Origin of the sequence: Methanobrevibacter thaueri (assembly GCF_015062905.1) — an archaeon.
Lineage (GTDB): Archaea > Methanobacteriota > Methanobacteria > Methanobacteriales > Methanobacteriaceae > Methanocatella > Methanocatella thaueri_A.
This window is the reverse complement of sequence record NZ_SUTK01000013.1, coordinates 22,180-41,579: the sequence shown is the minus strand read 5'-3', so window position 1 is coordinate 41,579 and position 19,400 is coordinate 22,180. Positions and strand designations below refer to the sequence as shown.

General features: G+C 36.3%; 19 protein-coding genes and 1 tRNA gene. 17 read left to right on the top strand and 3 right to left on the bottom strand.

What is annotated here, in order from left to right; all coding sequences use genetic code 11:
• Positions 1–52 precede the first annotated feature (52 nt).
• A tRNA-Phe gene (locus tag E7Z79_RS04230) sits at positions 53–125 on the top strand.
• Positions 126–247: 122 nt separating this feature from the next.
• Here the strand turns inward: E7Z79_RS04230 and deoC are convergent.
• Positions 248–970 carry a deoxyribose-phosphate aldolase gene (deoC, locus tag E7Z79_RS04225; protein WP_303738729.1) on the bottom strand — a complete coding sequence of 241 codons (723 nt, stop codon included), beginning with the start codon at positions 968–970 and terminating at the stop codon, positions 248–250.
• Positions 971–1,024: 54 nt separating this feature from the next.
• Entirely contained in the window at positions 1,025–2,689 is a 1,665-nt protein-coding gene (locus tag E7Z79_RS04220; RefSeq protein WP_303738728.1) for a tRNA uridine(34) 5-carboxymethylaminomethyl modification radical SAM/GNAT enzyme Elp3, read from the bottom strand.
• Positions 2,690–2,791: 102 nt separating this feature from the next.
• On the opposite strand from E7Z79_RS04220, the gene E7Z79_RS04215 reads away from it, so the two are divergent.
• Both E7Z79_RS04215 and E7Z79_RS04210 read left to right on the top strand, forming a co-directional pair.
• Positions 2,792–3,070, top strand: coding sequence for a PRC-barrel domain-containing protein (locus E7Z79_RS04215; RefSeq protein WP_303738727.1), 279 nt, complete (start codon positions 2,792–2,794; stop codon positions 3,068–3,070).
• A 12-nt stretch (positions 3,071–3,082) separates the two neighbouring features.
• Positions 3,083–3,388, top strand: coding sequence for a DUF2098 domain-containing protein (locus tag E7Z79_RS04210; RefSeq protein WP_303738726.1), 306 nt, complete (start codon positions 3,083–3,085; stop codon positions 3,386–3,388).
• Positions 3,389–3,399: 11 nt separating this feature from the next.
• On the opposite strand, the gene E7Z79_RS04205 is transcribed toward E7Z79_RS04210, so the two are convergent.
• Positions 3,400–5,478 (bottom strand): DEAD/DEAH box helicase, encoded by a 2,079-nt coding sequence (locus E7Z79_RS04205; protein ID WP_303738725.1) that lies wholly within the window; start codon positions 5,476–5,478, stop codon positions 3,400–3,402.
• Between the two features lie 127 nt (positions 5,479–5,605).
• Here E7Z79_RS04205 and E7Z79_RS04200 point away from each other — a divergent pair, with 127 nt between their 5' ends.
• From E7Z79_RS04200 to E7Z79_RS04135, 14 genes are all read left to right on the top strand, one after another.
• On the top strand, positions 5,606–5,875 hold the full coding sequence (locus tag E7Z79_RS04200) for a thioredoxin family protein (RefSeq protein ID WP_303738724.1): 270 nt from the start codon (positions 5,606–5,608) through the stop codon (positions 5,873–5,875).
• 24 nt (positions 5,876–5,899) lie between these two features.
• Positions 5,900–6,973 carry a cobalt-precorrin-5B (C(1))-methyltransferase CbiD gene (gene cbiD, locus E7Z79_RS04195; RefSeq protein ID WP_303738723.1) on the top strand — a complete coding sequence of 358 codons (1,074 nt, stop codon included), beginning with the start codon at positions 5,900–5,902 and terminating at the stop codon, positions 6,971–6,973.
• A gap of 93 nt (positions 6,974–7,066) precedes the next feature.
• Positions 7,067–8,152, top strand: coding sequence for a glycosyltransferase family 4 protein (locus E7Z79_RS04190; protein WP_303738722.1), 1,086 nt, complete (start codon positions 7,067–7,069; stop codon positions 8,150–8,152).
• Complete coding sequence (locus E7Z79_RS04185; RefSeq protein WP_303738721.1) at positions 8,149–9,015, top strand: shikimate kinase; 867 nt, start codon at positions 8,149–8,151, stop codon at positions 9,013–9,015. The genes E7Z79_RS04190 and E7Z79_RS04185 overlap by 4 nt, the downstream gene beginning before the upstream one ends.
• Before the next feature lie 92 nt (positions 9,016–9,107).
• Positions 9,108–9,449, top strand: coding sequence for a chorismate mutase (locus E7Z79_RS04180; RefSeq protein WP_303738720.1), 342 nt, complete (start codon positions 9,108–9,110; stop codon positions 9,447–9,449).
• The gene (locus tag E7Z79_RS04175; protein ID WP_287411096.1) at positions 9,436–9,633 is read left to right on the top strand and encodes a 30S ribosomal protein S17e; all 198 of its coding nucleotides are present in this window, start codon (positions 9,436–9,438) and stop codon (positions 9,631–9,633) included. The genes E7Z79_RS04180 and E7Z79_RS04175 overlap by 14 nt, the downstream gene beginning before the upstream one ends.
• Positions 9,634–9,828: 195 nt before the next feature.
• On the top strand, positions 9,829–11,049 hold the full coding sequence (locus E7Z79_RS04170; RefSeq protein ID WP_303738719.1) for an aspartate kinase: 1,221 nt from the start codon (positions 9,829–9,831) through the stop codon (positions 11,047–11,049).
• Entirely contained in the window at positions 11,046–11,939 is an 894-nt protein-coding gene (gene dapA / locus E7Z79_RS04165; protein ID WP_303738718.1) for a 4-hydroxy-tetrahydrodipicolinate synthase, read from the top strand. The genes E7Z79_RS04170 and dapA overlap by 4 nt, the downstream gene beginning before the upstream one ends.
• A 12-nt stretch (positions 11,940–11,951) precedes the next feature.
• Positions 11,952–12,773 carry a 4-hydroxy-tetrahydrodipicolinate reductase gene (gene dapB, locus E7Z79_RS04160; RefSeq protein ID WP_303738717.1) on the top strand — a complete coding sequence of 274 codons (822 nt, stop codon included), beginning with the start codon at positions 11,952–11,954 and terminating at the stop codon, positions 12,771–12,773.
• 9 nt (positions 12,774–12,782) lie between these two features.
• Positions 12,783–13,832 carry an aspartate-semialdehyde dehydrogenase gene (asd, locus tag E7Z79_RS04155; protein ID WP_303738716.1) on the top strand — a complete coding sequence of 350 codons (1,050 nt, stop codon included), beginning with the start codon at positions 12,783–12,785 and terminating at the stop codon, positions 13,830–13,832.
• Between the two features lie 230 nt (positions 13,833–14,062).
• Positions 14,063–15,220, top strand: a complete 1,158-nt coding sequence (locus tag E7Z79_RS04150; RefSeq protein WP_303738715.1) for a glycosyl transferase — start codon at positions 14,063–14,065, stop codon at positions 15,218–15,220.
• Positions 15,221–15,586: 366 nt separating this feature from the next.
• Positions 15,587–17,200: a thermosome subunit alpha gene (gene thsA / locus E7Z79_RS04145; RefSeq protein WP_303738714.1), complete on the top strand. Its 1,614-nt coding sequence runs from the start codon at positions 15,587–15,589 to the stop codon at positions 17,198–17,200.
• A 42-nt stretch (positions 17,201–17,242) separates the two neighbouring features.
• Positions 17,243–18,247, top strand: a complete 1,005-nt coding sequence (locus tag E7Z79_RS04140; protein WP_303738713.1) for an adenosylcobinamide amidohydrolase — start codon at positions 17,243–17,245, stop codon at positions 18,245–18,247.
• Between the two features lie 190 nt (positions 18,248–18,437).
• Positions 18,438–19,286, top strand: coding sequence for a winged helix-turn-helix domain-containing protein (locus tag E7Z79_RS04135; RefSeq protein WP_303738712.1), 849 nt, complete (start codon positions 18,438–18,440; stop codon positions 19,284–19,286).
• The last annotated feature ends 114 nt before the right edge of the window (positions 19,287–19,400 follow it).

Here is a 19,400-nt window from a genome sequence, read left to right as displayed (position 1 = left end):
TTCCTCTTTGACGTGGAGGAGATCACGAGTTCGAATCTCGTTCGGTCCATATGCCATGGTAGTTCAGATGGGAGAACGCTAGACTGAAGATCTAGATGTCGCTGGTTCAAGTCCGGCCCATGGCATTTAATTTTTAACTTATTTTTCTCAATCTTTAGATATTATTCAGTATTTTAAAAATTCAATTCTAAAAATAGTTTTTAAGATAGATTAAGAGGTGATGGATTTTTTTTTAATCTAATCTTTGTTATAATGTGATCGGTTTTGGTTTTACCTGTGTGTTTTCTCTTAAATCTTTGTATGCCTTAACGATTTCATAACCGTTGTCACTGCCGATTAAATCTGCTCCACCGGTCAATATCTGGTTTGCAAATTTATATTCGTTTATGCCTCCACAGATTTCGATTTTGATTTTTGGAGCATATTTTTGGATGATATTTATATCATTGACATTTTCAAAGATGTGATTTGGGCTTACGAATCCTGTTGAATTTTTAATGAAGTCTGCTCCTGAGTTTTCAGCAACTTTTGCAGCGTTTGCCTTTTGATAGTCTTCAAGAGCTTTGGTTTCCATGATGACTTTTAAAATCTTGTCTCCCATCACTTCCTTGATTTGCTTTATCTCATTTTCAAGCAGATCATATTTTTCATCTTTCAGGTAGCTTAAATTGATTACCACTTCGATTTCGTCTGCTCCTTTTTTAATCAGTTCTTGAGTTGCTGCGATTTTACTTTCGGTGTCATCAAAACCTAGAGGAAATCCAACTACACTTCCAACCTTGATGTCGCTGTCAGCCAATATTTCTTTAGCTAATGGTACATAGGTTGGGGATATGACGACTGAATGGAAGTTCAATTCTTTTGCTTTTTCGAGAAATTCCTTCATTTCACTTTCAGAAATCATATTATTTAAATTAGTGTAATTAATTAGGCTTGCCAATTGTTTTGAATTTTTTATATTATAGACCATAATATCACTCTCTCAATTAGTTAGTATATGTACGAACATTATATTTAAATATTTTCATGTCAATTTCTTCATCATGTAAGGCCCAACTTTTTCATAGCCGAATTTGCGATAATAGTTTCTGGTGCCTATTCCGCTGATGATTGCCATTTCCTCCTTGCCGTTATCGATGGCAATGTTTTCAGCTTCTTTCAGGAGTCTTTCACCAAATCCGGTATGTTGGCCTATTTTTGGATTTTTACCGCCTATTTTAATCATGTTTCCATAGACATGCAATTCACGGATTAATGCGGTGGTGTCGGTAATTTCCTCTCTGAAATGATTTCTGGAAGGCAGTCTCAGCCTTATGAATCCGGCAATGCTTTCCTCATTAATGTCTTCAATCGAAAGGAAATATTCCTGGCCATTGCATGCGGTATAGTTTTCGCTGAACAGTTCAAAGTCATCCAAGGTATATTCCCTTGATGTTTTCTTATGGCCGATTTCACGGCAACGGATGCACTGGCAATCGATATGTTCCTTTTCGAGGTTGTTGTAAACAAGTTCTCCAAGGTTTGATTTCTTCACTCCAGCTTCAATAAGAGTTGAAGGAATGTCCCTTTGTATTCTCATGGTTCTGACCCATTTTGGAAGAATCGCTTTAACTTTGGTAATGAGTTCGACAGCCTCATCGTCATTATAAGGTTCATATCCTCCGCTTTGCCATAAGTCATATAGTTCGCTTCCCTTAGTGACAAGGCATGGATAGATTTTAAGCATGTCCGGCTTGAAATTGTCGTCGCTGAACAGTTGCCTGAACATTTTCAAATCCTGGCTTTGGTCTGAGAAGAGTCCAGGCATCATGTGCATGGCCACCTTAACGGCGGAATCTCTTAGAAGCTGATTTGCTTCAACAACATCTGCTATTGTATGTCCACGTTTGATTTTTATGTATAGGTCATCTGACAATGTTTGAACGCCAAGTTCAACTCTTGTAACACCAAAATCAAGCATTCGATTTATATGTTCTTTTTTACAGTAATCAGGACGTGTCTCAAAGGTCATTCCGACGCATCGGACTTTTGAATTTTCATTGACCCTTTGCGCTTCATCAATCAGCACATAGTCGTTTGGAGGGTAAGTCTTCAACACTCCTTTTTCAAAGGATCTTATTTCCTCATAGTCAAGGTTATAATCATAATTGGTCGGTTTGTTTTCCATTATCAATCCGAAATCACACATTGCCTTCAGGCATTGTGATACGAACCATTGCTGATAGCATAAGTCCCTTGAAGGGAAAGTTCCACCCATGATGATCAATTCGACCTTATCGATTGGATGGCCGATTTTTTTAAGCTGCTTCAATCTGTTGAAACACTGGACATAAGGGTGGTATTCATACATTCTTCCCCTGAGTGCTGCAGGCTCTTCACCAGTATAGCTTGGAGGGGCAATATCGCTTTCAGGACAATAGAAACATCTTCCATGTGGACATTTGTGGGGATGACACATGACTGCAACAATTGCAACGCCAGACATTGTTCTGGTAGGCTTTTTCTTCAGGATTCCAGAAACAATTTCCTTTTCTTCAGGCTTGGCATATTCTAGAATATCCGCATTGCTCATGAACTTGGACAGCTTCAAGTCACGGCACAGCTGCCTTTTTTCGACTTCAAGTTCCCTTCGGGTTGTAATCTTGCCATCAAGAATGTCATCAATTATAATTCTGCATGCTTTTTCCATTGTTTTCACCATAACTACAATAGTTAACTTTATATATTGGTGTTATTTAAATACTTAATGAAATAAAATATATATTAATAAAAAATTTATGAAGGTGAAAAAATGCAAATTAGAGAATTTATCGGATCAACCGTTTTAGATAAAAATGCAAATGTAGTCGGTAAAGTTGAAAATGTTGATTTTGACACTGAAACTGGTAAAATCGAAACTATTACTTTAACTTTACAAAAAAATATCTTCTCCAAAGACGAACTTGAAATCGCTTTTGAAGATATTGCAACTATCGGTGCATACATTATCTTAAACAAAGAAATCACCAAAGAAGAAGAAGTTGAAGAAGCTGAAACCGTCGAAATAGAAATTGAAGACGATGAAGAATAGATAGGTATTAAAATGGTTTTTGATGCAAGAGGATTAGAAATTGCTCTTGGTTCCTATGTCAGATATGTGGATACCGGAACAATCGGCGAAGTGCTGGATGTTAAAACACAGGATGGCATGGAATGGGTAAAACTCGATAAAACCGAATTATGGTATCGTTCTAATTTAGTTGAATTGCTTGATGATAAGGATATTAAAAAATCCACCCTATATGATGATAGGGACAATCAGGACCTTGACATCGAAGCAATGAAAGAAAAAGCAAATGCATTGGAAGACATGCAGATGGATTCCAGTGTCGCAGAAGGTGGAGGTTAAATCCCACCTTTTTAATTATTTGCGAACAATCTTATTTTTTCGGCTAACTTAGGACCGATTCCTTCTACTTTTTGTAACTCATTTTCAGAAACACCACTCAAATCATTTCCAAAGATATTGACCAGATTTCTTGCTCTTTTTCTTCCAAGTCGTTTAACGCTGATGACCAATGGAATGATGTCTTCTTTAACGCCATAATATAATCTGGCTGATAGGATATCGAAGTCTTTTAAGTTGGAATAGTTGCCTAAAACTTCTGATGTATCCTTTGCAAATTTGACCAGGCGTGATGCTTCATAAGCGGACCTTCTGGTGGAAGCGGAGTATACGCTGTATCTGTTTTCAATCTCATATTCGTTTCTCTCATCAATCCACTCCATCAGGGATACTGCAGTTGCTTCTGGGTTGCCGATATCGACTGCAAAGAGACCTGCTTCTGATAATTTGTCACGAACAGGATCTTTTGATTTTCTGCCCTTGAATGAAATAAGAGGCACGTCCGGTGTTTCACATAATGCATAAATGAATTCATTGACATTGATTTCTGTGATTCCTGAAATGTATTCCTTGATTTTAACCGCAGTTTCGACTGAATAGTTAGATTTGGCTATCAGGCTTCCGAAATCAGTTGTTTTTAATCCTTCAGGGGTCGCTCTGATTATTCCATTTTGAAGTAGGAATTCCAGTGAATTCTCAAGTTCATATCTTATGCTGTCTGCAGCGAACATCGCCATTGAAGGATTGTTTGCCATTTGGTATCCGTATAATGTTTTTGAGAAAAATTCAGTCAGTTCATCCAAATTTTTGGAAAGCGTTGATGCGATTTGGGCAATAATCTGTTTTAGGATTGCGTCCTTATTGTCAACAAGCTTTGAATTGGTCAGTTCAATTTCGCCTTCGATATAGTATGCCTCCAGATTCATGGCTTCATCCATGGTTTTAGCAATCAGATAGGAGTATCCCACATCATCGTACTGCGGCCTTCCTGCTCTTCCTGACATCTGCTCATAATCAAAGACAGGAATCGGCTGAGGGCCCTGTGCAGTCCATCTGGTATTGTCCCTTATGACAACGGTCTTTGAAGGCAGGTTGACTCCATACATAAGGCTTGGAGTTGCGGTAATCATCAAAATGTTCCCGTTTCTGAATTCGTCTTCAATAATTTCCTTCTGTTCATTGAAAAGGCCTGCATGGTGGAATGCCACTCCATGCTCTATGCTTTCGGCCAATTTGAGGCAGGTTGTTGTTGGAAGTGAACCCTTTCTTTTTGGAACGTCAAGTATTTTTTCTGCAACCTCTTTAAAGCTTTCCCTTTGCTTTACATTAATTTTTTTGTCAATCTTTTTGGAAACATATGTTGCAAGGCTTTCAGTAAATCTTCTGGTTGAAACAAAAGCCAATGCCTGTGATGAGTCTTTGATTGATTTTTCCAATACCTTTACAATGACATCGTTCTTGTTTTTCGTATTGAACATTTCCGCATCCAATACCTCCTTATGAAGTGGCACAGGCCTGTAGTCATGCTCAACGCATTTTCCTTCAAGCCATCCTTCGATTTCTTCAATATTCCTTAAGGTGGCGGATAGCGCGATTATTCTCATTGAAGGATTTATGATCTTTGCCCTTGTTATTGCAGCTTCAAGGGTAGGGCCTCTTGTGAATTCCCCAATCATATGGAACTCATCAATTATTAATGTGTCAACATCCCTCAGGGTGTTCCAGGAAAATCTTGTTAGTGCATCGAATGATTCAAAAACCATGACTGACAAATCGGAACTTGCAGGATGCTTTCCAACGCTGATTCCATGTTCCTCAAAAGCCTTGAACTCTTTAACTTTTTCGTTTTGAATTGAAAGAAGTGGTGCTGCATAGACCGCTTTTCCGCCATCAAGTATTGTTTTCAGGGCGGGCAACACTCCCAGAACGGTTTTACCACTTGCAGTTGGAATGCAGATAATATAATTTGATTTGTCTTTCAGATAACCGGATTCAATCACGGCTTTTTGAGCAGGATTGAACTCTTCAATGTAAGGATAAGCACTATTGATTATTGTTTTGATGTCGTCTCTTAAATTTTCCATTTTAATCATTTAATTTTTATTTTCTTAATATATATTAAATATTTCCAGAGAGCATTTGAAAAGTATTTGGGTAACAATTATATATAACTAATTTATAAAATATTTACAAATCAACTTATTTAAGGAGACATAAATTATGGCAATTAAAGTAGAAGTATTTTCAACTAGTACCTGTCCACACTGCCCAGCTGCTATTGATGCGGCAGAAAAAGCTAAAGATAAATTAGGTGAAGCGATTGAAGTTGAAGCAATTAAAATCGATGATCCTGAACACCCAGAATACAGACAAAGAGCAGTTGATTATCAAATCATGGCAGTTCCTACAATTGTAATTGATGGTGAAGTAACCTTCGTAGGCGCTCCTTCTGAAGACGAATTGATTGACGCACTTGAATCTAAATTATAGATTCTCTCTTTTTTTATTTTTAAAATGACTAATGATAATTATATGGGCGTTACAACCGGAACAATAGCTACCGCCTGTTCCCTGGCCGCTTTGGATGCAATTTTGGACACTTCCGATATCGCATGCGTTAAGGTCGAAACTCCCAAGAAGACTTTGGACATCATCATTGACGAATGCAAGAGGATTTCGCCAACCAAAGCCTATGCTGTAGCTCATAAAAACCCATATAATGATCCTGACGTTACTGTGGACTTGGCGATTGTGTCAACTGTCGAGATATTTGATAAAGCTGGCGAGGATGATGTTATCATTACCGGCGGTGAGGGAGTTGGCAAAATCACAAAGCCTGGCCTTCAGATTCCTGTGGGGGATTATGCAATAAATCCTGTTCCCCGTCGCATGATTTTGGAAAACTTGAAGGATAAAATACCTAAAGGCAAAGCTGCAAAGGTCACCATTTCCATTCCTGAAGGTGAAAAGATAGCCAAAAAGACAATGAACCCTAAGTTGGGCATCGTTGGAGGAATATCCATTTTGGGAACCACAGGCATTGCAAGATCAATGTCCAGCGAAGCCTACAAGAATTCCATTGTCACTCAATTGGATGTTGCCCTTGCTTCAAACATTGATAATCTGGTTTTCGTTCCTGGAAACATCGGCGAAAAATTAGCCTTGAAGAAATTGAATGTTGACAAGGAACAGATAGTTCAGACCGGAAATTATGTCGGTTTCATGTTTGAAGAGGCTGAAAAAAGGGGAATAACCGAATTCACATTCTTTGGCCATATGGGCAAACTGATCAAGGTTGCAGGCGGAATCTTCAACACCAAACATGCCGTTGCCGACGGCAGGCGTGAGATAATGGTTGCCCATGCAGGAATTTGTGGTGTTGGTCAGGAAGACCTTCAGAGATTGTTTGATTCCAAAACAACCGATGACATGATGGATATCCTAAATGAACTTGATGTTTCAGTTGAGGTTTCAAACAGCATTGCAAATGCGATTAAAGACAGATGCAAGCAACGCTTTGATTTGGATTTGAATGTGTTCCTGGTGGATATGGAAGGAAATTTTTTAAACGATAATATGGATTTTTAAGAACCGGTCTTGTAATAAGAGTGGAAAAATTATATAATTATTTAAATAATCATTTCATTATATAATATTAATTGAAGTTCGGAGTTTTATTTTATGAAAATAGCTATGGTTGGTCAGTTCCCGCCTCATGTCGGCGGAGTTGGTGTTCATATTCATACCTTATCAAAAAAATTGGTTGAGATGGGTCATGAAGTTTATGTGATAACTTATCCTCACAAGGAAATCAGAGATATTGATGGAATTCATGTCATTCCAACAAAGGGCCTTAGCATTAAAGGCGTTAGAGGACTGATGTTTAAGAAAAATGCTAAAAAGGCATTGAACAAGCTTATAGAAAAGGAAGACATTGACATTATTCATGGTCATTACCTGTTCCCTGCAGGAGCCGCTGCCGTTGAGGTCGGAAAGGAACATGGAATCAAGACATATGTGACTGCACACGGTTCAGACATGTTTGAATTGTATAAGAATCAATCATTCATGCGTTCATCCATCAGAAAGGTATTGGAAGATGCCGATGGAGTATTTGCAGTGAGTAATGCCTTAAGGCATGAAATAATTGCAACAGGTGTTGTGGGAATATCCAACAAAACCAAACTTTCATGGAACTCCGTTGACATCAATAAATTTTCAACAAAACCTAACGATTCATTTAAACGGGAGTACAGGCTTACAGATAAGCCTATTGTTCTTTTTGTAGGTAACTTGATTAAAAGGAAAAATGTCGACTCTCTTCTTGAAGCCAAAAAAGTCGCAAACAGTGACTACTATCTGGTGATTGTTGGTGACGGCCCGTTATTTAAGAAGCTCAGAAAGAAAGTTGAAGAGGAAAACATTCGTGACGTGATATTTACAGGGGCTCGGGATGATGTGGAGGATATCATTCCAAGCTGTGACGTATTGATTCTGCCGTCCTTTTCGGAAAGTTTCGGTTTGGTTTTGATTGAGGCATTGGCCTGTGGAAAACCGGTTATCGGAAGTGATGTTGGCGGTATCACCGAAATTATCAACGATGATGTTGGCCTGCTGGTCAATCCAACTAAGATCTCATCAATAGCTATGGCAGTCGATAGGCTTGTCAATGATGAAAACTTAAGGCTTGTCCTGTCAATGAATGCAAGAAACAGGGCTTTGGATTTTGCTGTTGTTGACATTCCATATGAGGAGCTCAAACCATGAAAAAGACGGTCAGGTCTCCAGGTTCAGCAACAATAATCAATGCGATTGCAACAGGATTCGGATCTGCATTCGGAATAGGTCTGGACATAAAATGTGAAGCAAAATCAATTTCAAATGGCATCGAATGTGCCAATGATGTTGGAGCGGACACAAAATTGATGGATTTGTGTGTTCAGAAGGTATTTGACCATTATGATATTAATCAGGATGACTTTGGCATCAGTCTAAAGACAAAATCCACTTTGCCGATGGCGTCAGGCCTTTCAAGCAGCAGCGCTTCATCAAATGCTATTGTGAAAGTCACCTCTGAAATTATTGCCGAGGAGTTTGATTTGAATCAATTGACCGATTTGGAAGTAGTCAATATGGCTATTGATGCATCCCTTGATGCGGGCGTTACAATTACAGGTTCTTTTGATGATGCAACCGCTTCATACTTTGGCGGAGTCGTTGTAACCGATAATAAAAACAGGAAATTCATCATCAATGAGAATATGGATGAACATGACATTTTGATATACATGCCGAATTTCCATTCAAAATCCGGCGATTCTGATGTGGAGAGAATGAAAGTTTTAGCACCACTTGTTGAAACAGCATTCGATTTCGCATCCAAAAAAGATTATTTCAAGGCAATCAATTTGAATGGTTTGATTTATGCATCTACATTGGGATTCAATTCTTCAATTGCAATTGATGCTTTGCAGGCAGGTGCATTGGCATCAGGATTGTCTGGAACTGGTTCCGCTTTTTTTGCTGTTGTTGATGTGGATTCAACAGGTGATGTCCAGGATGTGTGGAGCAAATATGAGGGACGAGTAATCGAAACCGTCGTCGACAATGACGGATGTTGTTTGTTATAATTGATTAGATTTTTTGTCAAAAATAAAAAATAAACATATAGTTTATATACTATGATTCCAATAAATTATATTATTATCAATTTGGTGATTTTTTGAAAAGTAATAATGAAATTTTATCTTTTGAAAATGAGGAAGAAGCTGAAATACTTCTCAAGGAATCCCGAAAGCGTATTGATGAAATTGATAATGAGTTATTTGATTTAATTTCTGAGAGAACTGCTCTTGCAAGTGACATAGTCTTTTCTAAAGAATATCTTGGAATGCCAATTTATGATGAGAATCGTGAAAAGATTGTTCATGACAAAATCAGGAGTTGGGCTCAAGAAAATGATCTTGATGTTGATATTATTGATCAAATCGTAGATATGCTAACAATCTTAAGTAAAAATGAGCAGAAAAAAATTTTAAGGAGGAATGTTGATGGGCAATATTAGAACTTCATTTGTTAAACGTTTAGCAAAAGAACTTATTGAAACTCACAAAGGTGTTTTCACTACTGATTTTGAAGAAAATAAAAAATTAGTACAAGAATACTCTACTGTAAGTACTAAACATTTAAGAAATAAAATTGCAGGATATGTTACAAGGCTTGTAAGGTTAGAACAAACCCAAGACTAAGCTTTTTTCATATTTTTTTACTCTTTTTTTTATAAAAATCTTCTTTTTTAATTTATAATTTTTAAATTATTTCAATTGATTTTTTTTAATTAAAGTATATTAATACGATTAAATAAAAATATATATGAATATTTTGTTTAGTTGATATTCTGAACAAAATTTCTATGAATAGTTTTTAGGAAATAGGTGAACTTAATGGATTTGATAGTAGCAAAATTTGGTGGAACCTCGGTTGGTGACGGTTCCAGGATTAAAAAAGCGGCGCAGTCCGTTGTAAATGAGTATATGAAAGGAAATCAGATAGTTGTAGTAGTTTCAGCAGTAAACAAGACTACTGATGAACTTATAGTATTATCTGATCAAGCCGTTGGCGCTAGTTTGACCGATAAGCAGAAGGCAGAGATAATGGCAATGGGAGAATTGACTAGTGTCAGATTGTTTTCAGCAACTATTGAATCTTTAGGAGTTAAGTCTGAATATATTGATCCATATCATGAATTATGGCCAATTGTAACCGATTCTAATTCCTTAGAGGCAACTATAGATTTCAATACCACTACTAAAAAGGTAGAAGGCATTAAGAATCTTGTCAATCAAGGAATTATACCAGTTGTTTGCGGATTTTTAGGACAGGGACCTAGCGGTGAGGTCACCACTCTCGGAAGAGGTGGAAGTGATGTCACAGCATTCCTGCTTGGGCACTGCCTGGATGCAACTGAAGTTGTTATTGTAACTGATGTGGAAGGTGTAATGTCAACTGATCCTAATAAGATTGAGGAAGCTCAATTGTTAGATGAGATATCAGTTGAGGAAATGAGGGATTTGGCCACTCATGGAGCGCAGGTCCTGCATCCTCATGCATTAAAATACAAAGATCCATCCATTTCTGCAAAAATTATCAATTTCGCACATGGAGACCTGTCTTCAAAGGGAACACGTATTGTAGGCCCTTTTGAAGGAGACATGTTGAAGTGTGTAACTATGTATAAGAACCCTATTTCACTTATAGCCATTGTTGGTGAAGCAATGCTTAAAAAAACCGGCTTAATCGCTACTTTATCTGGAAGCCTTGCCGATTCAGAGATTAACATTTTCGGTATTTCAGCAGGCCAGAATTCAATTACAACATTTGTAGATAAGTCAGATTCCAACAAGGCATATCATTTATTGCATCAGGTTGTTGTAGAAACTGATGTATTAAGTTCTCTATCATTGGGAAGAGACACAGCAATGATTACATTTGTAAGTCCTGATATTATTGACACTCCGGGAATAATTTCAGATATTACAGAACCACTAAGAAAAAATGAAATCAACATTGTCGAGATTATTTCATCACAAACAGCAATTGTACTATTTGTTAACTGGGAAGATGGTGAAAAAGCACGTGAATTAATTAAAGAGGTTTTAGAATGAATTTTGAAGGAACATATGTTGCAATGGTAACACCATTCACAGAAGATAAAGAAATTGATGAAGAAGGTTTTAGATCAAATATAAACTATCTTATCGATAAGGGCGTATCAGGTTTGGTTGGTGCAGGTACCACCGGTGAATCTGCTACAGTAAACCATGAAGAACATCAGAGAATCATCGACATCCTCGTTGACGAAGTCAATGGAAGGGTCGAAACCATAGCTGGAACTGGAAGTAATGCAACTTCAGAAGCACTTTCTTTAACTAAATATGCATTGGATGCAGGTGCTGATGCTGCATTGTTAATTACTCCATATTACAACAAACCACAGCAACATGCTTTGATTGATCATTACACTACAATTGCCAATTCTGCCGACATTCCACTTATACTATACAATGTACCGTCACGTACTGGAATAAACATGGATGTCGAAACTATTGTCGAATTGGCTAAAGTTGATGGTATTGACGCTGTTAAAGAAGCAAGTGGAAGTGTCGACAAAGTATCAGACATTTACAGAGCACTTACCCATGAAGGACTTGAGGATGACTTCAACATCCTTTCAGGTGAAGACTCATTGACTTTGCCTCTCATGGCAGTCGGTGCAACCGGTGTAATTTCAGCTTCTGCAAATATTGATGCAAGAAGAATGGTTTTAATGGTTGACAGTGTTTTGAATGATGACTATACAAGAGCAATGGAACTTCACTATGAAATGGTCGAATTGATTAGGGCATTGTTCATTGAAAGTAATCCTGTACCTGTTAAAACTGCAATGAATCTTATGGGATTGCCATCCGGACCATTAAGAAAACCTTTAGTTGAAATGAAACCGGAAAATCTTGAAATTCTTAAAAAAGCATTAAAAGATTCTGAATTAATATAATCGGGTAATAATATGATTAGAGTAGCAGTAACTGGAGCCGCAGGAAGAATGGGCTCCGGAATTATTAGGAAAATCACAGAACAAGATGATATGGAAGTAGTTGCAGCTATTGAAATGCCAAACACTCCTCTGGCTGGTAGGGATGCTGGTCTTCAAGCTGGAACCGAAGAGTTAGGGGTTGAAATTACCGGCTCAGAAAATTTGGAAGAAACCTTGAAGGCAGCAAAACCTGACGTATTGGTCGATTTCACCATTGCACATGCGGCAGTTGAGACAATCAAAACCGCAACCTCATGTGGAGTGGGCATAGTTGTTGGAACTACTGGGTTCAGCGATGAACAGATGGAATCAAACATTAAAAATGTCAAAGACAACAATGTTCCTGCAGTCATTTCATCAAACATGGCTATTGGAGTTAACGTGTTCTTCAATACCCTAAAGAAACTGGCCCCATTATTATATGATTTTGATATTGAGATTATTGAAGCTCACCACAACCAGAAAAAGGACGCTCCATCAGGAACCGCCATGACTGCTTTTGAAGTAATAGCTGAAGAGCTTGGCCGTGACACTGATGAGGTTGGAGTTTACGGAAGACACGGTCTGGTCGGAAAAAGAACTCCTGAAGAAATCGGTGTTCATGCTATCCGTGGTGGAGACATTGTTGGAGACCACACTGTAATGTTTGTGGGAGATGGTGAAAGATTAGAGCTCAAACACCAGGCACATACAAGAGAAGTGTTTATTGCAGGTGTAATCAGAGCTATCAGATACATTCCAAATGCTGAAAAAGGTATTGTCAGCAGTATGAATGATGTTTTAGGATTAGAATAGGTGTTAAATATGGTAAATGTAGGAGTACTTGGCGCAACCGGAATGGTTGGTCAAAGATTTATTCAATTGCTTGAAAATCATCCAGATTTTAAAGTGACTGCACTTGCGGCTTCTTCCAGATCTGCAGGTAAAAGATATGAGGATGCTACAACCTGGTATATGAATAATGAGATGCCAGAGTCTGTAAAAGACATTGAAGTTATTGAAACTGATCCTAAGGCTATGGATGATGATGTGGATATTGTATTTTCATCACTTCCGGCTGATTTTGCACTCACTGTTGAAAAGGAATATGCTAAAGACTATGTTGTTGCAAGTAATGCCAGCGCACACAGGATGAAGAAAAACATCCCATTAGTGATTCCTGAAGTCAATCCTGAATGTTTAGACATGATAGATGCTCAGCAAAAGGAAAATAATTGGGATGGATTCATTGTAACCAATCCAAACTGTTCAACAATTGCTCTTGCCTTAACATTAAAACCTATTGTTGATAATTTTGATGTTAAATCAGTTAGAGTGTCAACCATGCAGGCTGTATCCGGTGCAGGTTATAACGGCGTTCCATCTATGGCTATTGTTGATAATCTTGTTCCTTACATTGGTGGGGAAGAAGAAAAAATGGAAAGCGAATCATTATATCTGTTGGGTAAATATGATGGCAATGATGTAATCAATGCAGATTTCAAATTAAGCGCATCATGTCATAGGGTGCCTGTTATTGATGGTCATACTGAAGCGGTATTTATTGAATTGGCAGATAATTTTGACATTGAGGATGTGGCCGATAAAATGTCAAACTTTAAAGGTTTGCCACAAGAATTAAATTTATTCTCAGCTCCTGAAAATCCGGTCATTGTTAAAGAAGAATCAGACAGACCACAACCAAGAATGGACAGAAATGCAAGTAATGGTATGGCTGTAACCGTTGGTAGGCTCAGAAAAGATGCAGCATTTGACAACAGTTTCAAATATGTATTAGTTGGTCACAACACCATTCGTGGAGCAGCTGGAGCATCAATATTGAATGCTGAATTGATAAATGATAAAATACTCTAATTTTATCCATTTATTTTTTTTATTTTTTTTAATTTTCACTGATTTTTCGTTTTGTTTTCTATTTGTTTTTTGTTTTATTTTTTAGTTAGTTTAAGGGTTTAATTTAAATAGTATAAAAGAAATATTTTATATCAAGGAATTATATTGTACAATATATCGGAGTTTTCAAATTCATTAATAATTAATAATTTGAAATCGATATTGGGATAAAATTTTAACTAAGGGATAGAATGGAAATAGGAATTGATGCTGAAAAAGATACTCTACAATCTTTAATTCGGTCTTGCCTATTAGAGCTTAATCAGTTAAAATATGAATTAACTGAGCTTGAAGTGGAACGAGCAAATGATACCACTCCACAAAGGATAAAAGAACTCGAAAAAGACATTGTAGATAAGGAAAAAGAAGTTTCTGTTATTAAATTCAAAGCTGAAGACGAAATAAATCTTTTGAAAAAACAGATGGACGAAAAGGATATTCTAATCAAAAATCAGGAAGACAGGATTTATGAACTTGATTATGTAAACAATTCTCTTGATGAGATTAAGGAATATTTTGCAGAACAACTCCGTGAGTATAAGAAAAAAGAGTTGTCTGATGTAAATGAAAGATTGAATGAGTCTTACAGAAGCATTGCAGAAAAAGAAGCCCAAATTAATACTCTTTCTAGAACTATTGATGAATATAAAATCAAAGTGATCAAATTAGAAAATGATGTGGAATCCCAGGCTCAAATTTTAGAGCTTGAAAAACAGATTGAGCTTAAGGATAATGAGATTCGCATTAAAGAAAGTGAAATTGATCAGATTAATAATGAGTTAAATATTTTAAAACAGCAAACAATTCCTAAAGATGAGTATATATCCCTTCAAACTCAATTCGAATCTGAGCTCAATGCGATGAATACTGAAATCGATAATTTGAGACAGGACACTATCCCTAAAGAGGATTATGATGATTTGCAATCCAAATTCGATTCCGAAATCAAAACATTGGACGGCCAAATCGTTAATCTGCAGGAAAATACAGTTCCTAAAGAAGATTACATTTCCCTTAAAACCAGATTTGACACTGAACTCGATGCAAGGGACAGTGAAATCAAATATCTAAGGGAAAGATCAATTCCTAAGGAAGATTATGTAAATCTTCAAAATCAATTGCAAACCGAGCTTAATGCCCGTGAAAGTGAACTTCGTTATCTGAAGGAACAGACAGTTTCACGTGAAGATTACTTGAGACTTCAAAATGAGCTTCAAAGAAAAGATGATAAGATTAAAAGATTAGAAGAAATCAATGCTTTCTTCAATGAATTGCAAGAAGAGCAGGAAGCTTATGAGACTCAAGAAAGCACTCCACCTTTCAGACTGGAGAAAAAACAGGGTAGATAATTCTACCTAAATTATTTTTTTATCTTTTTAATTATTTGTGTGTTCACATCTATCTATCCCAATAACATTCCTAAATATTATAGATGACATTTCATTTAGTTGATTTTGCAATTAATAATTCTATATGTTGACAGGTAACTTTCAATATAATTGTCCCTGATTTCTATATTTCTGACATATATTTTCATCGCATTTTACGTTTGAATCTTTTTCTTACTTGAATTTACTTTATACCGTAAAGTATTTATATAACCTCAAACTCATGTATTAAGTAGAAAGGTTTTGTCAACACTATAAACTTATTTTACTCATGTTGATATTATAAACTGATCTATTTATTTAAAAATTAAAAAAAGGTGATTATTTATGGCACAAGGACAACCAATTTTTATTTTACCTGAAGGTACTAACAGGTCTGTCGGTAGAGATGCACAAAGAAATAACATTTTAGCTGGTAAAGTATTAGCTGAAACCGTTAGAACTACTTTAGGTCCTAAAGGAATGGACAAAATGTTAGTTGACGGACTTGGCGACATCGTAGTAACCAACGACGGTGTAACTATCTTAAAAGAAATGGATATTGAACATCCAGCAGCAAAAATGCTCGTAGAAGTAGCAAAAACCCAAGAAGACGAAGTCGGTGACGGAACTACTACTGCAGTAATCATTGCTGGTGAATTATTGAAAAAATCCGAAGGATTATTAGATTCTGACATTCACCCAACTATCATTGCTATGGGATACAGAAAAGCAGCAGAAAAAGCACAAGAAATCTTAGACCAAATCGCAATCGACGATATCGATTCCGAAATTTTACTCAAAGTAGCTATGACCGCTATGACAGGTAAAGGAACCGAAGCTGCACGTGAACCATTAGCAAAATTAATCGTAGAAGCTGTAGAAGCTGTAGCAGAAGAAGACGGCACAGTTGACACTGACAACATCAAAATCGAGAAAAAAGACGGCGCTGTTGTTGAAGAATCCAACTTAGTTGAAGGTGTAATCATTGACAAAGAAAGAGTACACCCAGGCATGCCATCTGAAATCAAAGACGCAAAAATCGTATTAGTCAACACTCCATTAGAAGTTAAAGAAACCGAAATGGACGCTGAAATCACAATTACCGATCCTGCTCAAATGCAAGCTTTCATCGAACAAGAAGAAAAAATGGTCAAAGACATGGTCAACAAAATCGTTGATGCTGGAGCAAACGTTGTATTCGCACAAAAAGGTATCGATGACTTAGCACAACACTACTTATCCAAAGCAGGTGTTTTAGCAGTAAGAAGAGTTAAAAAATCAGACATCGAAAAATTATCCAGAGCAACCGGCGCTAGCGTCATCACCAACTTAGATGACTTAACCGCTGACGACTTAGGTATTGCTGGAACCGTAGAAGAAAGAAAAATCTCCGGTGAAGAAATGATCTTCGTAGAAGAATGTTCCGGTGCAAAATCCGTAACCTTATTCGTAAGAGGAAGTACCAAACACATCGTTGACGAAATCGTAAGAGCAATCGAAGACGCAATCGGCGTAGTAGCAGCTACCGTAGAAGACGACAAAGTTGTTGCTGGTGGAGGAGCTCCTGAAATCGCAATGGCTAAAAAACTCAAAGACTATGCAGAATCCATTTCCGGAAGAGAACAATTAGCTGTAAACGCATTTGCAGAAGCTTTAGAAATCGTACCAAAAACCTTAGCTGAAAACGCAGGTTTAGACAGCATCGACTCCTTAGTGGACTTAAGAGCAGCACAAGAAGACTCATTCTACATGGGATTAGATGTATTCACTGGTGAAGTAGCAGACATGAAAGAAGCTGGCGTAATTGAACCAAAACGTGTCAAAAAACAAGCTATCCAATCTGCTTCCGAAGCAGCTGAAATGATTTTAAGAATCGATGATGTAATTGCATCCACAAGAGGCCCAGAAGACATGGGTATGGACCCATCCATGGCTGGCGGAATGCCTCCAATGATGTAAATTTAAAGAAATTTTTTAATTTCTTTTCTTTTTTTTATTTTTATGAAAGACAGACTATTTTTCCAATCATCAGTCAATGATGAAATATATTACTTAAAAGACACTATTTTTGTTAAATTTAATGTTAAGCGTAATGGAATTTCCACCTCTAAGCTAAATGGAGGATTTTCAAACAACTTCAAAAGCGTTTTCAATCATCATTTATCCCAAGAGAATATTGATTATTTGGAAAACCATGACGTTAGTGATTATATGATTCAGCATTGCGAGTCATTAAATATTGATTCCAATTATTCAACAGGTTTAACCACTCTCGCCAGAATGAAAAACGTAAGCATTGCAACAAAATCGTTCAAAAATATTGAAGTTGTTGCATTGACTACCGCCGGTGTCAGGACAAATGCAGTAAGGGCGGGTGATCCTGCAGCATATTATGAGGAAAACGGCAGGTTCGGCACAATAAATACGATAATTTTAATCAATGCCCATTTGGAATATGAAACATTGCTTGAAGCATTCATGACTGCAACCGAAGCGAAAACAGTTGCATTAAATGATTTGAAGATTCCATCACAATACTCTAACGGATATGCGACTGGAACCGGAACCGACGGTTTGTGCATATTTTCCAATCTGGAATCTGGCAATAATCTGACAAATGCCGGAAAGCACTCCAAATTAGGGGAGCTGATTGCAAGTGCTGTTTGTGAATCCATTAAAAAGGCGGTTAAAAAACAGGTTTGGATATCTGAAAAATCACAATCAAATGTGTTGGTTAGACTAAATCGATATACCCTGGATATCAATGAGTTTTATGATAATATGGATTGCGACAAAGAGGAATTTGTCAGGATATTGCAAAAGGATATGAAAAAACAGGATAATGTGGCAATTACAACTTCCATTTTAAACTTGATTGATGAATTTGAAAATAATTTAATTGAAAAAGAGGATGCCTTTAATCTTGCATGCCTTATAAAAGAGAATTGCGAAAGCTATCCTGTAAGAAGTTTATTGGAATATTGGATTAACTATTTCATTAATTAACTAATCTCAATTATCTTCAATTCGCTATTTCTCCGTTTATCGAATATTTAATATTGAACAGATAATAGCATATATAAGTTTATAATAATATAAAATTATAAAATTAATATTGATACTGAATTAGAAAGTATAAATATTTTATAAAATATATATTAGAATATTCTGAGGAGGTGTAATTCTGGGTAACACATTGGATAAAAACAATTTCTTAAATTTTCAAGATGACCTTAAGTTTTTAATTAACTCTGAAATTCGTTTGAAAATTTTAGGATGTTTATATAACTCTTCGGCATCAATAAAAGAAATAGAGGAAAAAACAGGCTATAGCTATAGTTCCATACTGGATAATATTAATAAACTTGAACAAAGAAAATTTATTTTCAGTGTTGAAGACAAATTTTATTTATTCAATAAAACAAAGCTTAAATTAACTAATGTACTTTATTTTAACAAAGCATGTACCTTTTTAAAAGAAAAATCCGATTTTTTAAATTATTCTCTCATAGATATCAATATTGATACAATTAAAGATTTATCTGCATTTGATGGATCTAAACTAATCGAGTCCAATAATGTTGATTTATTTAAAGCTACTGAAATTTTTCAACGTTCATTGATGGGATTCAAATTTTTAAAAGGCATATTTCCTTATTTCCATCCAAAACATGACGATATTATAAGTTATTGGATTGATAATGATTGTACTGTTGAACTGATTCTTCCCGATGAGGTTTCTGAAGCCGTAAAAAATTTTATTAAGGATTATGTTCCTAAAAGTCCGAACATTAAAAATAAATTTGTCAAATTAAAGCCTAATGATTGCAATATTCAATTTGCATTCACAGTTTCTGACAAATGTTTGGTCTTAGCCTTTTATACTAAAAATGGCGAGTTCAATCAGAATGCGGTTATCACTTCCACCAGTCAGGAGGCTATAGAATTTGGATTGAAACTTTTTGATGAATATGAAAAATTATGCGGCGATTATGTTTCATTAGAAGATATTATTTATCCAAACGGCAGGGGTGATGATCATTAGTTCCAATTTTTTTGATGAAAACAGCAATTTGAATGATTTTAATTATTTAAAATTTATTCTTTCATCCGAAACAAGATTAAAATTATTGCTTAGTTTATATGAATCCAGTAAGAC